The organism is Pedobacter westerhofensis, assembly GCF_900182595.1.
GTDB lineage: Bacteria > Bacteroidota > Bacteroidia > Sphingobacteriales > Sphingobacteriaceae > Pedobacter > Pedobacter westerhofensis.
In genome coordinates this window covers 456511-472042 of sequence record NZ_FXTN01000002.1, presented here as the reverse complement: position 1 = coordinate 472042, position 15532 = coordinate 456511, and the positions used below count along the sequence as shown (strand labels likewise).

Genomic DNA, 15532 nt, shown 5'->3' with positions numbered 1-15532 from the left:
TTTTATATCTTTGCGCAAAATGCAAGCTGTTCTATCGCTGTAAGTAATGCTTTTGCATCTTAAAGAGGAAAGTCCGGGCAACACAGAGCATCCCGCTTCCTAACGGGAAGAGGTTTGGGAATGAAGACCTGAATTATGGAAAGTGCCGCAGAAAGTATACCGCCGATGGCTCAGGCACAGGTAAGGTTGAAAACGTGAGGTAAGAGCTCACGAATTTTCCGGGCGACCGGAAGAGCTGGTAAACCCCGGGAGTTGAAAGACCAAATAGGCTGACGCATGTAGGGCTGCTCGTCCGATGTCAGTGGGTAGGTCGTTAGAGATAAATGGCAACGTTTATAGTAGATTAATGATAGAAGCCCTGAGCAATCAGGGTACAGAACCCGGCTTACAGGCTTGCATTTTTTTATTTTATCAGCATTAATTGATAATTAGTAAATATATTAGTATCCTATAAAAGAGAAGAGAGAGTACAACCTATGGCAAAATTATTAATTATTGATGATGAACGTGCGATAAGAAGCACCTTACGTGAAATCTTAGAGTATGAGAACTATGAAGTTGAGGATATTGATAATGGCGTTGAAGGGTTAGATCTGATCAGGAAAAAGAAATTTGACCTGGTACTTTGCGATATCAAAATGAACAAGATGGACGGTATGGAAGTGCTTGAACAGGCACTGGCCTACAGCCCCGACCTTCCTTTTATTATGATCTCCGGTCACGGTACTGTAGAAACCGCGATTGAGGCAAGTAAAAAAGGAGCTTTCGACTTCATTTCCAAACCACCTGATCTGAACCGTTTACTGATCACGGTAAGAAATGCCCTGGACAGAGGCAACCTGGTTACAGAAACCAAAGTATTAAAGAGAAAAGTGAGCAAAACCAGGGATATCCTTGGCAGCTCTGAAAATATCAATAAGATTAAGGAAACGATTGAACGCGTTGCCCCTACTGAAGCCCGCGTACTGATCACCGGTGCAAATGGAAGTGGTAAAGAACTGGTAGCCCGCTGGCTGCACGAGAAATCCCAGCGTTCTGAAAGCCCGCTGATCGAGGTCAACTGTGCCGCAATCCCTTCTGAGCTGATTGAAAGTGAATTGTTTGGTCACGAAAAAGGTTCATTTACCTCTGCTGTGAAACAACGAATCGGCAAGTTTGAACTGGCCAACGGCGGAACCCTGTTCCTGGATGAGATTGGTGACATGAGCCTTTCTGCACAGGCTAAGGTATTGCGCGCCTTGCAGGAACACAAAATCACCCGTGTAGGTGGCGAGAAAGAACTGGAAGTAAACGTTCGTGTACTTGCAGCAACAAACAAAGACCTGATGAAAGAGATCGAAGACGGTAATTTCAGAATGGACTTATACCACCGTTTAAACGTCATCAACATCCACGTACCGCACCTTACAGAGCGTACCGAAGATATTCCCGAAATTGCACTGAGCTTCCTAGAAGATATCTGTAAAGATTATGGCATGCCGGTTAAGAAGATCAGCGACGCCGGAATGGAAGCCTTAAAAGGCCTTCCCTGGACGGGTAACGTACGTGAACTGCATAACATGATCGAACGTTTGATCATCCTCAGCGACAAGATCATCACAGAACATGATGTAGCTGCATTTGCCAATCCGGGCGGAGGAACAAATATTGGTGCCGCAGGTTCTTCAAACGGCTCTAACGGCACTGCCGTAAGTTCTACGAATTATGATAAGTTCAATAACTTTCAGGATTATAAAGATCATGCTGAAAGAGAGTTTATCAAATTCAAACTGGAAAAGAACAATTGGAACGTTTCCAAAACTGCTGACGACATTGATATTCAACGCAGTCACCTGTACAGCAAGATTGAGAAATTTGGATTAAAAAGAGTTACAGAGTAACGCTTTTTAATCCAGGCTATAAAGCCAGCATAATTAATCATATGCGGTATAAAAATATACGCCCAACAAGATTTAGGGGCTGGATATGATCACCCGGCATAAGTAATCATTGGCGTTGTAAAGGTATGCGCCCAGTAAGATTTAGGCGCTGGGAATATGATCACCCGGCATAATAATCATTGGTGTTATAAATATATGTGCCCAGTAAGATTTAGGCGCTGGGAATATGATCACCAGGCATAATAATCATTGGCGTTGTAAAGGTATGCGCCCAGTAAGATTTAGGCGCTGGGAATATGATCACCCGGCATAAATAATCATTGGCGTTGTAAAGGTATGCGCCCAGTAAGATTTAGGCGCTGGGAATATGATCACCCGACATAAGTAATCATTGGCGTTGTAAAGGTATGCGCCCAGCAACCGGATCCTCCCAGAGGATTGACTGGCTTCCAAAATAAAAATGACCTCAGGTTTCAATGCCTTCTGGCGCGTTTCAGCGGCAGGCAGCATTGAAACCTGAGGTCATTTTTATTTTCCCCAGAAAATCTCCCCCCTTAACTCATGTAATCCGCCTGCCTGCTCAGCAGTGCCCTGTACTTATTAAATATTGCTGTCTTGGACACAATTCCCAAAAACTCTTCCTGTTCATTCAGTACAGGAAGCAGCCAGGCATTTTCCTTTTCCATCTTTGCAAGCACATTTTTGAGGGAATCATTGATATAAAGTACGTCTGGTGCAGTCTGCATCAGGTCGTGTACAGACAATTCTGCAGCAGCCGGAGTATTCACAGCTTTCTTTAAAATATCTTCTACATAGATCAGCCCCTTGAAAGTCTTGTCCTCTCCTACTACCGGGAAAAGATTTCTTTTAGAATTCAAAATATCAGGAAGCCGCTCAGCAACCCTTTCACTTTCATTGAGTACCAGATAATCATTTTCGAGCAGGTACTTCAGTTTCATCATATGAAGGACTGTTGCATCCTTATCTTCATAAGACATCAGCTCGCCGCTTTCAGCCAGAGGCTTGGTATATATTGAATATTTATACTTGCCGCGGCTGATCAGATAAGCTATTGCAGAGGTGATCATGAGCGGAACCATCAGGACATAACCACCGGTAATCTCAGCGATCAGGAAAATCCCGGTCAGCGGTGCATGCATAATCGCACTGAGGGAGGCGGCCATTCCTGCCACGATGAAGTTTGCCACATTAACCTGGGCAATGCCCAGCGTGTTAATCGTAAAAGCCAGGACAAAACCGATCAGTCCGCCCATGATTAGACTTGGCGCAAATATCCCCCCGTTACCACCAGCACCAAGGGTAATCAGCGTAGCCGCAGATTTTGCAAACAGCGTAATCGTAGTAAACAGGATAATCGCCCATGGCAGGTTGCTGTATGAAGAAAAGATACTGTTTGTGATCACCGTGCTGTAATTACCGCCCAGCAGGTTTTTGATGGTGATATACCCTTCGCCATATAAGGTAGGGAACAGGAATACCATTGCGCCCAATACTACTCCACCAGCTATCACACGGTGATATGGGCCTTTGATGTCATGGAACACATGTTTGATAAAATAATATATCTTATTAAAGTAGATAGAGAACACCCCGATCAGTACAGCAAGAACTACATACCAGATCAGCGCATTAAACTGCCAGCCTTCTGTTACCAGGAAAAACAGCTGCTCATTATAAAAGAACCTTGCTACCACAGCTGCAGTTGCCGAAGCCAGTAACAGTGGAATAAAGGCAGGTATAGAAAATTCAGGTAACAGGATCTCAATAGCGAAAACGATGCCTGCAATAGGGCTGTTAAATGCACCGGCAATCCCCGCAGCTGCCCCGCAGGCCAGCAACATTGTTGTTTCCCTGTAGGATAAGCCTAAGAAACGGCCGATCACTGAGCCGATGCCGGCACCACTCTGAACGATTGGAGCTTCGAGGCCTGTGGAACCACCAAAACCTACCGTTAGGGCAGCAGTAATGATCTGTGAATAGATGTTATGCGGCTCTACGCGGCTCGACTTCTTAGAGATGGTATACAGCAGGGGCGTAAGGCCGGTTTCAAACTTTCCCTTTCTGATAAAACGCCTCACGTACATTACCGAGAGCAGTATCCCGATCAGTGGAAATACAAGGAAAAGGTAATATTTATATTGCCAGTGAAAGCCATCCTGCAAAAAATCTTCGATGTGGTGCGTAAGCGATTTTAATATTGCTGCAGCGAGCCCCGCCAGGATACCCACCAGCAAAGCTGCAATCACAAGGAAATTTCTGTTGGATATTTTAGTGCGGCGGTATTGGTTGAGTCTGTCAAGATAGGTTACCAGTCTTACATACATTATTTTCTGTTTAAACAGTACAACTTATTTAACAATCAATTCTATCAGTCAATCAAAAACTAAGCTCAAAGATCGCTGGCAGAAGGTTTACCGGAAGGACAGCATACTAACTGTCAAACTTATCCAGTAATTTTATTAGTGTAGCAAAATCCTTAGGATATGGTGCTTCAACTTCGATGTCTTTATCATCAAGGCCTTTAAAGATCACGTGTTTGGCGTGCAGGGCAAAACGCTTCATGATCGGCTGTTCATCGTCATCTTTTGCAATCCTGTATCCTTTTTTAATAGCTGATAAAAATACCGGTTTGCCTTTATATAAGGTATCGCCACAAATGGCAGCACGCTGTGTAGCCAGGTGGATCCTGATCTGGTGCATACGGCCCGTAATGGGCTTGCACTCTACCAGGGTATAATGTTTATAGAATTTGATGGAATTAAAGATCGTCTCGGCGCGTTTACCTTCCTTGCGGTCGATCGTTACACTGCGGTTACCATCATTTAAGATCGGCAGATCAATAAAAAGCTCATTAAAAGAATACTGTCCGTCTACAACAGCATGATAAGTCTTTTTGACCCTGCGTTTTTCGAACTGCATGGATACAGAACGGTAGGCTTCAGGATTTTTAGCAATAATAATAGCTCCGGAAGTTTCTTTGTCCAGGCGGTGACAAACCTGGGCGTCTTCTGAGTACTGTTTTGCGAGGCGAAGGATATTTACTTCGCCTGAGCCGCCACGCTCATCCAGTGAGGCAACAAATGGCGGCTTATTAACAACGATATGGTTATCGTCTTCGAATAGAATCAGATCTTTAAATACAGGATATTTCAATGGTGCGGGTTTTCTTAAAGTACAAAAGTACTAAGAAAGTTCGAACTTATACCCCACGCCCTTCACTGTTGCTACATAAGTTTCACCTAATTTCTCTCTGAGTTTGCGGATATGGACATCAATGGTCCTGTTGGTGACCACTACAGAATCTTCCCAGATATTTTTAAGGATAGACTCCCTGGTATATACTTTACCCGGTTTTGAAGCCAGCAGGTACAGCAGTTCAAATTCTTTTTTAGCCAGGACAACCTTCACTCCGTTCTGATATACAAGGTAAGCCTCCCTGTCGATCACCAGGTCGCCTATTTCCACTTTATTTTCAGAAACTTCGTCGTTACTTACATTACGTCGCAGTATGGCATTGATCCTGCTTACCAGTGCCCTTGGTTTGATGGGCTTGGCGATATAGTCATCAGCGCCAACATTAAATCCGGCGATCTCAGAATATTCTTCACTTCTGGCGGTAAGGAATACCATAAATGTATTTTTGAACTCAGGTATAGCTCGCATTAAACGGCAGGCTTCTATCCCATCCATCTTAGGCATCATAATATCAAGAATGATCAGATCAGGATGCACCTTCTTTGCTACCGCGATACCATCCTGGCCATTGCTGGCAAGGTAAACCTGGTAACCCTCCTTTTTAAGGTTATATTCTATTAACTCTAAAATATCAGGTTCATCATCAACTATCAGTATCTTTTGTTTTACGGTGCTCATGGCTTTAAATATTTGTTACGAAATTAAGTAATCAATTATACAAAGAGGTTAAATGCAGGTTAACAAATTGTTAATAGCATCCCTTAGTTTAACATGGAATTAGGGTTAACGTAAAGTCTTATTTAAAAAGGAGTCCAGTTCTTCTCCATGAAGGTTTTTGGCAATGATTTTACCTTCAGGATCAAGAATAAATGATGCCGGGATCTGATCTACCTGATAGGCCCTTACGGTAGCGCTCTCAAAATCATTGAGTTCACTGCCGTGTGTCCAGGTTAAGCCATCCTGGGCAACAGCCTGTTTCCAGGCGGCAGCATCCTTATCCAGGGAGATGCCTACAATCGTAAAGTTCCTGTTTTTATATTTATGATATGCTTTTACAACATTGGGATTTTCCTGTCTGCAGGGCTGGCACCATGAGGCCCAGAAATCAAGCATCACATATTTGCCTTTTAAACTGGATAATTTGATAGTTTTCCCGTCGATTGTCGGCATGTTAAAATCTGGTGCAGGCTGTCCAACCTGTACCGATCTGAGTTTGGCCATTCTTACGAGGAAATCGGTTACGGCTTCATTTTTATTAAAATTGCTTTTGATCTTGTCGGCATAAGCCAGCAGCTCCTGCTCGTAATCGCTCGGGCTTAATGAATTGATCGCATAAAAACTTGCCAGTGAGGTTGTATTATCCATCGCAAACTTCAGGATATAATCAACCATTTCCTGTTTCACTTTGATCAGCTCAGGGCTCATCTGCGCGATAATGGCCTGTCTGCTTTCCGGGTTTTTCACCACATTCTCCTGGAACTGGGTTTCCAGCGCAGTCAGCTTCGCCACATACTGGTTCCTGTTCTTGTTTAATTCTTCGAGTTTATCCGCTTCGTCTGCACCTGAAAGCTTATAGTCGAGCGTTGGACTGGAAAGATCTGCTTCCAGTTTGATCACATCGCCATTCTTTGCAATCAGCACATACTCGCTGTTGTCGATCTTTACTTTGAAAAAATCTACCTCGGGCGCATTGCCGGTAAACTTGAACTCCCCTTTGTCAGACAAAACGGTAGAGTCTATTGCAGTCTCGTTATTCTTCACGATCGAATACAAGTACACCTTACTTTTTGGTTGTGCATTCTGGAACTTGCCTCCGATTTCAAATTTACTTTTGTCTTTGCAGGCTACAAATGCGATGCACAGTGCCAGGAAGAAGAAGATCTTTTTCATTGATGAACTCATATTAGATGCTATCATTTATTGTTATTTCAGCTTTTCTTCCAGCAACGCATTGATCTTCTGAGGATCGGCCTTTCCCTGGGCAAGCTTCATTATTTCGCCTACGAATAATCCCATAACGCCTTTTTTTCCATTTTTATATGCCTGTACCTGCGGTTTAAATTTCTCCAGTACCTGGTCTGCAAAATCAGAAAGCTCATCACTGTTCTCCACGATCAGGATATTCATTTCTGCTGCAAGCGCAGTTACATCCGCTCCCGGTTTCTGCTGAATGGCGGGTAAAAGCTGGTGTAAGGCAATCTGCTGGGTGATCTTTTTCTCGTCGACCATGTTTATAACCGCAGCAAGCTGTGCAGGGCTGAGGCCAAAAGACGAAATACCGGTTTGCTGCTCATTCAGTAATGCCCTTACAGGTCCCGTTAACCAGTTGATCAGACTTTTAGGCTGCTTAACTGTTGTCAGGGCCTTATTCAGGTATTCCAGCAATAGGGTATCTTCAGCAAAAATTGCGGCTTCCGAATTGCTCAGCCCGAAATCCGCCACCAGTTTCGCAGTAATTTCTTTGGGCAAAGCCGGCATCGCTGCTTTTAATTGTGCCAGCCATTCATCCGATATATATACAGGCGGAAGATCAGGATCGGGGAAATAACGGTAATCGTTGGCCATTTCTTTGGTTCTCATCGGCGCGGTAGTCCCCTGGTCGGCATCAAACGTCAGGGTGCTTTGTATGATTGCCCCGCCTGCAGAAACCAGTTCCTGCTGGCGGTTAAATTCAAACTCCATCGCCCTGCGAACATTCCGGATAGAATTCAGGTTTTTTACTTCGCAGCGCGTACCATATTCTATAGTGCCACGCTCGCGGATAGAAATATTTGCATCGCAGCGCAAACTTCCTTCTTCCATATTCCCGTCGCTTACATCAAGGTGCCTTACCAGTTTTCTCATTTCGGTAAGCAAGGCCGAAGCCTCTTCAGCCGAGCGGATATCAGGTTCGGTAACAATTTCTATTAGCGGCACACCGGCACGGTTAAGGTCGACATACGAATACTGTTCATTCTGGTCGTGCAGGCTTTTTCCGGCATCTTCTTCCAAATGGATACGGTTAATACCGATCCTCTTTTCCGTTCCGTCACTAAGGGTAAGGTCTATATATCCGTTCTGACAGATCGGGCGGTTATCCTGCGTGATCTGGTACCCTTTGGGAAGATCTGCGTAGAAATAGTTTTTTCTGTCAAAAAAGTTGGTCTGGTTGATTGTACAATTAAGGGCAAGGCCCATTCTGATGGCTTTTGCCACCACTTCTTTATTTAATTTGGGCAGTGCTCCAGGCAGTGCAAGGGAGACTGCAGAGATATTTTCATTCGGTTTGGCACCAAATGCAGCACTGTCTGAAGAAAATATTTTGGAGGCCGTATTTAACTGAACGTGAATCTCTAAGCCTGATACCAATTCAAATTCTGTGGCAGAAACTGCAGTTTTCGTAATCATTTAGGGGCAATAAATTAAACTAATGTCGGGAATTACTGTCTCACAAATATAACCAAATAAGTTTATGCGGATGGGGTTAGAAAAATTATAATCATTGGCATAAACTTTGAACTAATGTTATCACACACAAATGTAACCATTATGAAAAAACTACTTTTAATCGCAGCAATCGGGATCGGATCTCTGGCAGCTGTACCTGCAAAAGCCCAGGTGAGTTTAAGTGTAAACATCGGCTTGCAGCCGGACTGGGGGCCCAGAGGCTATAATCATGTAGACTACTACTACCTGCCAGATGTAGATAGCTACTATGATGTTCCAACCAGACAGTACGTATATCTGGAAGGCGGAAGCTGGGTTCACAGACGTTACCTGCCTTCACGTTACAGAGGTTATGATCTGTATGGCGGCAGGAAAATCGTGATCAATTCGCGGGATCCATGGATGCGCCACAATGAATACCGCACAAGATATGTTACCAATTATCGCGGTGGCGGATACAGGGGCGGTTACGGCGGCAGAACTACTGTAATCCACAGAAATAACTATTATGGTGGCCCAAGAGGCGGTTATAATCATGGCGGCCCAAGGGGCGGATTTGATCATGGCGGCCCAAGAGGAGGATTTAATAACCATGGCGGAGGACACGACAACCACGGTGGCGGCGGAAACCACGGAGGCCCCGGAAATGGTGGTAACCATGGTGGCCCAGGAAATGGTGGCAATCACGGCGGTGGCGGCGGTAACCACGGCGGTGGCGGCAGAGGTGGCCACAGAGGTTAATCAACCTCATATATATTTATCATTGAGTTGTAAAGTATATGGTCAAAATGCCCATATACTCTACAACTTTTTTTATTTTTACATCAACCGCCCGGCAAGCTAAAGAAATTATGATCAAAGAAGCAGAAGACATACTGGTACATAAAGAGATCAGCCCTACGGCGATGCGGCTCCTGGTACTCCGGTTTCTGCTGAACCAGGCTTCGGCAATCAGCCTGACTGAGCTCGAAAAGGGCCTTGGGCCATCAGACAGGGTAACCATTTACCGCGTACTCAAAAAGTTTGAAGAAAAAGGGCTTGTGCATAGCATCGACGATGGGTCGGGCGCGCCAAAGTATGCCCTCTGCGCAGAAGATTGTGTTGCCGGGCACCATCACGACCTCCATGTACATTTCTTTTGTAACGCCTGCCGCGAAACTTCCTGTCTTCCAAAATCAAAGATCCCTCAGGTAACCCTGCCCGAAGGCTTTGCTTCAGAAGAAGTAAACCTGATGGTAAAGGGAACCTGCAGCAAGTGTATCGCTTAGTAAAAGCGGGAGCAGCTCTGTTGTGAGTTTGCAATACCATTGCAAGCCTCTTTTGATTACTTTTACAGTATGAGTAGACCACATGCCTGCGAATGCTGTTCAACAGAACCAGAACCGAAAAAAAAGATAATCAACCATAGCCACGAAGGACATGACCATGAAGGTCATGATCATGCCGAGGAGGGCGACCATGACCACGACCATGGCGGCGAACACGATGCCAGCTGGAAGGGACAGCTCCCCCTTTTATCTGCGTTATTCATCCTGGCAGTTATGCTTATCCTGGACTTTGGTTTTCATTTCCGTCCGGCAAACATCATTCAGCTGCTGATCTTTGGCACCGCCTACTTACTTGCTGGATGGGAAGTGCTGAGGATTTCCTTTAAAAAAGCCATGCACCTGGATTTTTTTAATGAGTTTTTCCTGATGAGCGTGGCCACCATTGGTGCTTTTGCCATCGGCTCCTACAGCGAAGGCGTTGCAGTGATGGTTTTCTACTCTATCGGCGAATGGTTTCAGGACAGCGCCGTATCCAATGCAAAACGCAGCATCAAAGCCTTGCTTGACATCCGTCCGGATATGGTTACCGTACTACGAAACGGAAATCCTGAAAGCGTGCATTCTTCTGAAGTGGCAATCAACGAGATTATCCAGATTAAAGCCGGTGAGAAGGTAGCACTGGATGGTGAACTGTTATCTGAAAAGGGCACGTTCAATACCGCCGCCATGACGGGCGAAAGCAAGCCCGACACCAAAGCAAAAGGTGATAGTGTTCTTGCTGGTATGATCAACCTGAACACGGTCACGGAAGTTAAAGTGCTGGCATTATTTAAAGACAGTAAGCTCAGCAAAATACTGGAAATGGTACAGGATGCCACCGCCAGGAAATCTCAAACCCAGCTTTTTATCTCCCGCTTCGCGAAAATCTATACTCCTGCGGTTTTTGCCCTTGCCGTCCTGGTTGTAGGCCTGCCCTATTTTATCGCAGATCATTACGTATTTACCGAATGGTTATACAGGGGGCTGGTATTCCTGGTAATCAGCTGCCCATGCGCGCTGGTTGTATCTATACCGCTGGGATATTTTGGCGGAATTGGACTGGCTTCGAAAAACGGTATCTTATTTAAGGGTTCCAATTTCCTTGACGTGGTCACCACCATCAATACGGTGGTGATGGATAAAACAGGAACCCTGACAAAGGGCGTTTTTAATGTACAAAAGATAGTAGCTCTTGATGGAAACGAACAGGAACTGGTAAATCTGGCCGCTGCACTGGAAAGCAAATCTACGCATCCTATTGCGCTGGCCATTACGGCATATGCTGGCGGAAGTAAGAGAGCTGCTTCGGACGTAAAGCCGGATGACGCGGAAAATGTAGAAGAAGTTGCCGGCAAAGGATTAAAGGGTACTGTAAATGGCAAAGAAGTTCTTGCCGGGAATATAAGGTTGCTGGATCAGTTTAAAATCAGCTATGACCAGTCTGCTGCTAATGAAGAAGATACAGTTGTGGTAATTGCTGTGGACGGCAAATATGCCGGATACATCACCATTGCGGATGAATTAAAAGAAGATGCGATTGAGGCTGTTAAAGCGATGCACAGCCTGAACCTGCAAACGGTGATGCTGAGCGGGGATAAACAGGGGGTAGTCGATAAAATTGCAGCGCTGTTAGGCATAGACCAGGCCTATGGCGATCTCTTACCGGAAAACAAGGTGGAGAAAGTAGAGTCCTTAAAAAATGAGGGCAGAAAGATTGCTTTTGTGGGCGACGGCATCAACGATGCTCCTGTAGTGGCTTTGGCAGATGCGGGAATAGCAATGGGTGGCCTCGGCAGCGATGCAACGATTGAAACTGCAGATATCGTGATCCAGAATGACCAGCCCTCAAAAATAGTTACCGCAATCAAAATCGGAAAGCTCACCAGGAACATCGTATGGCAGAATATTGCGCTGGCCATGGGCGTTAAGATCATCGTGCTCAGTTTGGGCGCCGGTGGGGTGGCAACGCTATGGGAAGCAGTAATCGCCGATGTGGGTGTTGCTTTACTGGCGATTTTGAATGCGGTAAGAATCCAAAAAATGAAACCCTTCTAATGTAAAAGGGTTTCAAATCAGAGTTGATGCAGAGCTGCTTTATTTTTTAGCTGCGGAGCCTTTCAGTTTTTGTGCCTCGGTATAAATAGCGCTCAGCAGGGAATTTGCGCCTGTGGCATCATGCGCCAGGTTCCAAATTGCAATTCCATTGCCACGTGCAAAAGCCATATCTGTTTTAGCTTTAATCGTAGTTATACCATTGTAACCATAATCGCCAAAAACATCACTGTAAGGATCTGCACCAAGGGCTAACAAACCACTGAATGCGAGCGCATCTTTTGTTGGAGACAAGCCATAAAATGGAACTGCCAGTACCGCCTTAGATGCAGGTAAACCTAAGCCCAACCAATGATCCAACGATCTTTTTGCAATATCCAGCGTTGAATGATAGGTTGTTCCTTCATCATAAGCAAGAATATTGACAAAATCCAGATGAGTATAAAGACTGGTACGAACAAAATCCCCGTAGCTGCCGGTAACGGTAGTGCTCAGCTGCTTTCCTTCGTTATGCAAGGCAATGCTCAGTTGCTGAATGAGGGTTGCATAGTCACCATCGTTAACACCTTTTACAGGGTATTCCCAATCTATATCTGCCCCATCAAGCGCATATGTGCTGATTAATTCTATTAATGCGAGCCTGAACTTTTCGCGGCTGGCATTACCGGCAGCCAGTGCATTGAATGCATTTGTTGCAGCGGCAGTTCCTCCGCCAACAGAAATAAATACTTTTACATTTTGCGCATGCGCTTTTTGTACGAGGGACCTCAACAGAGTAGGATTAGCAATTTCGGCGATGCTGCCGTCAGTATTTGGCAGCGCGAAGGCATAATCAATGTGCGTGAGCTTATCAAACTGCACCTGGTCCACATCTCCCCAGTCCGGGAAATAACCTATGACCCGGAATGAAGAATCAGCCTGCGCTCCAGTGTCGTTTTTCTTTAACACGGCTTCATTTTGTTCAGTGTTTGCATTCAGTTCATTTTCTGCTTTTTTAGAACAAGACAGGATAGCCATTAGGCTTAACGCCAATAATGATACAAAGGGTCTGTTTATTTTCATTGTTCGCATTAAAATTTGTTTATGAATCAATTCAAACAAAGAAAGTATTTATGGTTATTATAAAACATCCCCAAATCAGGTGATCCACAAGCACCCGCTTCTTCCCCATTTTTGGGTATTGAACTGCGATCTCGGTCTTTCCATCTTTGATTGAAACCACCAACTATCATGAACAGGACAGATTGGAATCAAAAGACAGAGGAAGAACTTGAAGAAGTATTAAAGAATAAAATAGCATTGCCGGGGACTGAAAAATATGCTGCGTCATATCAGGGATGGGCGGTAACAGATAACCGGCCAGCCATGGTCTGCCATTGCGAAACCAAGGAAGATGTACAGGCAGCAGTGATACTCGCTCAAAAAAAGAACATCAGATTATCAGTACGTGGCGGAGGGCACGACTGGCAGGGACGTTCATTTGCAGATGTCGGACCGGTGATTGATATCCATCCGGACAATTCCCAAAGGTGATGCTGTGCTATTGATCTCTCCTACCTGGTATGGCGACCCCGTAGAAGGCAGGGTTGTCATCGATAAGATCAGGCAACTGGGCACCCCGGTGATGGAACAGCTGTCGGAGACGAGCATTAAAGGCTTGATGGAAGCCTTTGCGCCATACATCCTTAACGGAAGCTATCGCTATGCCAAAACCAGATGGGTTACTAAACTGGAGACAGGACTCATTGCCAGAATAGCAGAATCAGCAATGCATATTGCTTCACCATTATCAATCATCACTTTGTTTCATTTACATGGAGCAATCGCCAGAGTACCTGTAGCAGATACGGCATTCGCCTTAAGAGAAACGCATTATACTTTAATTATCGCTACGGAGTGGATGCCGGAAGATGCTGCTGACAGCAATGTTCAGAAGAAATGGGCAAATGACCTGTTTGCATCAACAGCACCGTATTCTCTGCCGGGTGGCTATCCGGCAATGCTGGGCAATGAAGATATTGAGCAAATTGCACATGCGCATGGCAGCAACCTGCCCAAACTGCAGTCTGTCAAAAAAAGATATGATCCCGATAATGTATTCAAAGCAATACCAATTGCGCTGTCTAAGCTGAAATCTACGACCACAGCAGAATAGTTGAGTCACCAGTATTGGGGATTGATCAAAGAATATGATCAGTCCATCTTTGATTGAAACAATTAAAAATCTTTAGCATGACAGACTGGAATCAAAAAACAATCGACGAACTGGAAGAAGCACTAAAGAACAAAATAGCACTGCCCGGGACTGAAAAATATGCTTCATCCTATCAGGGATGGGCGGCAACGGACAACCGGCCGGCAATGGTCTGCCTGTGTGAAACTACTGAAGATGTACAGGCGGCCGTAGTATTGGCGCAGAAGAAAAATATAAAGTTATCTGTTCGCAGCGGCGGACACGACTGGCAGGGCCGTGCATTTGCTGACGGCGGACTGGTGATTGATCTCACCCGGTTTGATGCCATAGCAATCGATGCAGTATCAAAATTTGCAGTCATAGGAGGAGGTGTAAAAAGCATAGAACTTACTACAGCGGCCGGTAAGTTTAACCTGGTGCATGTGACTGCCCCATCCGGCGAAGTAGGTGTATCAGGCTTTACACTCGGCGGAGGTTATGGGCTGATCAGCCCTTCCTGCGGCATGGCAGCAGACAATTTACTTGCTGCCGAGGTAGTGCTTGCAGATGGCAGCCTGATTACAGTCAGCCCCAATGAAAACCAGGATTTACTTTGGGCAATCTGCGGTGGCGGCGGAAATTTTGGGGTGGTAACGTCACTGCACATCCGCCTGCACGATGCCAGGCCCCTGCTGGCAGGCCGGATCGTCTTTGATCTGAAAGATGCCAAAAGTATTTTGAAGGGACACAATGAACTGATGAAGTCGGCTCCGGACGAGCTCTACGTGCTGGTACAGGCGATGGGAAGCCCGGATGGAAGTTCTGTACTGATGGTTGCACCTAACTGGTTTGGCGACCCCACTGAAGGGCAGCCCTATATTGATGCCTTAAGACAGCTGGGCACACCACTAACTGAACAGATTTCGCAAGTGACGGTACAAAGTTTACTGGAATCCTTCGCTCCTTTTATTGTTAACGGGCGCCGGGTGTATGCAAAAACGAGATGGCTTTCTGAACTTCAGCCGGAACTGATAGCGGGTATCGCCGACGCGATAAACCGTAAAACATCGCCGCTATCTGTAGCCGCATTACTGGAAGTACATGGCGCAACAACAAGGGTAGCAGTAGCAGATACCGCATTTGGATTAAGGGAGCGGCATTTCGTATTGTTAATTGCTGCTGAGTGGATACCTGAGGATGATGCTGTCAGCGACAAGCATAAGGAATGGGTAGATGAGCTGTATGAACTGACAGCTCCGTATGCCTTGCCGGGAGGATATGCTGTCATGCTTGGAAATGACAATCATGAACAGATCAAAGATGCGTATGGCAGCAACCTGCCCCGCCTTAAGCAGGTCAAAAATAAATATGATCCCAATAAAGTATTCAATGGGATTGCGCTGGGAATTTAACTGATCCCGGCTTATCTTAAATGTAAAGTCCTGTTTTCTTCAGCGAAAACAGGACTTTAATCTATG

13 protein-coding genes and 1 other RNA gene are annotated in these 15532 nt (G+C 45.4%); 8 read left to right on the top strand and 6 right to left on the bottom strand.

The features are described from left to right. The first annotated feature begins 18 nt into the window (after positions 1–18). Positions 19–404, top strand: an RNA gene (gene rnpB / locus FN831_RS04785) — RNase P RNA component class A. Positions 405–476: 72 nt separating this feature from the next. After that, a complete protein-coding gene (locus FN831_RS04780) occupies positions 477–1880 on the top strand; it encodes a sigma-54-dependent transcriptional regulator (RefSeq protein ID WP_142527064.1) in 1404 nt (467 codons plus the stop codon). 554 nt (positions 1881–2434) lie between these two features. On the opposite strand, the gene FN831_RS04775 is transcribed toward FN831_RS04780, so the two are convergent. From FN831_RS04775 to gatB, 5 genes are all read right to left on the bottom strand, one after another. Next, a complete protein-coding gene (locus FN831_RS04775; protein ID WP_142527063.1) occupies positions 2435–4225 on the bottom strand; it encodes a chloride channel protein in 1791 nt (596 codons plus the stop codon). Between the two features lie 106 nt (positions 4226–4331). Then, on the bottom strand, positions 4332–5054 hold the full coding sequence (locus tag FN831_RS04770; RefSeq protein WP_142527062.1) for an RluA family pseudouridine synthase: 723 nt from the start codon (positions 5052–5054) through the stop codon (positions 4332–4334). A 30-nt stretch (positions 5055–5084) separates the two neighbouring features. Continuing rightward, positions 5085–5774: a response regulator transcription factor gene (locus tag FN831_RS04765; RefSeq protein WP_142527061.1), complete on the bottom strand. Its 690-nt coding sequence runs from the start codon at positions 5772–5774 to the stop codon at positions 5085–5087. Positions 5775–5879: 105 nt separating this feature from the next. Then, the gene (locus FN831_RS04760) at positions 5880–6986 is read right to left on the bottom strand and encodes a TlpA disulfide reductase family protein (protein ID WP_142527060.1); all 1107 of its coding nucleotides are present in this window, start codon (positions 6984–6986) and stop codon (positions 5880–5882) included. 33 nt (positions 6987–7019) lie between these two features. Next, positions 7020–8483: an Asp-tRNA(Asn)/Glu-tRNA(Gln) amidotransferase subunit GatB gene (gene gatB, locus FN831_RS04755; RefSeq protein ID WP_142527059.1), complete on the bottom strand. Its 1464-nt coding sequence runs from the start codon at positions 8481–8483 to the stop codon at positions 7020–7022. A gap of 141 nt (positions 8484–8624) precedes the next feature. On the opposite strand from gatB, the gene FN831_RS27610 reads away from it, so the two are divergent. The 3 genes from FN831_RS27610 to FN831_RS04740 all read left to right on the top strand — a co-directional run bounded on the left by FN831_RS27610 (position 8625) and on the right by FN831_RS04740 (position 11884). Continuing rightward, on the top strand, positions 8625–9263 hold the full coding sequence (locus FN831_RS27610; protein WP_185960382.1) for a hypothetical protein: 639 nt from the start codon (positions 8625–8627) through the stop codon (positions 9261–9263). Positions 9264–9373: 110 nt separating this feature from the next. After that, positions 9374–9790 carry a Fur family transcriptional regulator gene (locus FN831_RS04745; RefSeq protein WP_142527058.1) on the top strand — a complete coding sequence of 139 codons (417 nt, stop codon included), beginning with the start codon at positions 9374–9376 and terminating at the stop codon, positions 9788–9790. A 69-nt stretch (positions 9791–9859) separates the two neighbouring features. Then, on the top strand, positions 9860–11884 hold the full coding sequence (locus tag FN831_RS04740; protein ID WP_142527057.1) for a heavy metal translocating P-type ATPase: 2025 nt from the start codon (positions 9860–9862) through the stop codon (positions 11882–11884). A gap of 39 nt (positions 11885–11923) precedes the next feature. On the opposite strand, the gene FN831_RS04735 is transcribed toward FN831_RS04740, so the two are convergent. Beyond that, positions 11924–12943, bottom strand: coding sequence for a glycosyl hydrolase family 18 protein (locus FN831_RS04735; RefSeq protein ID WP_185960381.1), 1020 nt, complete (start codon positions 12941–12943; stop codon positions 11924–11926). 168 nt (positions 12944–13111) lie between these two features. On the opposite strand from FN831_RS04735, the gene FN831_RS04730 reads away from it, so the two are divergent. From FN831_RS04730 to FN831_RS04720, 3 genes are all read left to right on the top strand, one after another. Next, positions 13112–13414 carry an FAD-binding protein gene (locus FN831_RS04730; protein ID WP_142527055.1) on the top strand — a complete coding sequence of 101 codons (303 nt, stop codon included), beginning with the start codon at positions 13112–13114 and terminating at the stop codon, positions 13412–13414. A gap of 4 nt (positions 13415–13418) precedes the next feature. Beyond that, positions 13419–14036, top strand: coding sequence for a BBE domain-containing protein (locus tag FN831_RS04725; RefSeq protein ID WP_142527054.1), 618 nt, complete (start codon positions 13419–13421; stop codon positions 14034–14036). A gap of 77 nt (positions 14037–14113) precedes the next feature. Beyond that, on the top strand, positions 14114–15466 hold the full coding sequence (locus FN831_RS04720) for an FAD-binding oxidoreductase (RefSeq protein WP_142527221.1): 1353 nt from the start codon (positions 14114–14116) through the stop codon (positions 15464–15466). The last annotated feature ends 66 nt before the right edge of the window (positions 15467–15532 follow it).

Excerpts from the sequence above, each read along its gene's own strand:
- FN831_RS04780 (WP_142527064.1), top strand. The coding sequence starts at position 477 with ATGGCAAAATTATTAATTATTGATGATGAACGTGCGATAAGAAGCACC.
- FN831_RS04775 (WP_142527063.1), bottom strand. The coding sequence starts at position 4,225 with ATGTATGTAAGACTGGTAACCTATCTTGACAGACTCAACCAATACCGC.
- FN831_RS04765 (WP_142527061.1), bottom strand. The coding sequence starts at position 5,774 with ATGAGCACCGTAAAACAAAAGATACTGATAGTTGATGATGAACCTGAT.
- FN831_RS04760 (WP_142527060.1), bottom strand. The coding sequence starts at position 6,986 with ATGAAAAAGATCTTCTTCTTCCTGGCACTGTGCATCGCATTTGTAGCC.
- gatB (WP_142527059.1), bottom strand. The coding sequence starts at position 8,483 with ATGATTACGAAAACTGCAGTTTCTGCCACAGAATTTGAATTGGTATCA.
- FN831_RS27610 (WP_185960382.1), top strand. The coding sequence starts at position 8,625 with ATGAAAAAACTACTTTTAATCGCAGCAATCGGGATCGGATCTCTGGCA.
- FN831_RS04745 (WP_142527058.1), top strand. The coding sequence starts at position 9,374 with ATGATCAAAGAAGCAGAAGACATACTGGTACATAAAGAGATCAGCCCT.
- FN831_RS04740 (WP_142527057.1), top strand. The coding sequence starts at position 9,860 with ATGAGTAGACCACATGCCTGCGAATGCTGTTCAACAGAACCAGAACCG.
- FN831_RS04735 (WP_185960381.1), bottom strand. The coding sequence starts at position 12,943 with ATGAAAATAAACAGACCCTTTGTATCATTATTGGCGTTAAGCCTAATG.
- FN831_RS04730 (WP_142527055.1), top strand. The coding sequence starts at position 13,112 with ATGAACAGGACAGATTGGAATCAAAAGACAGAGGAAGAACTTGAAGAA.
- FN831_RS04720 (WP_142527221.1), top strand. The coding sequence starts at position 14,114 with ATGACAGACTGGAATCAAAAAACAATCGACGAACTGGAAGAAGCACTA.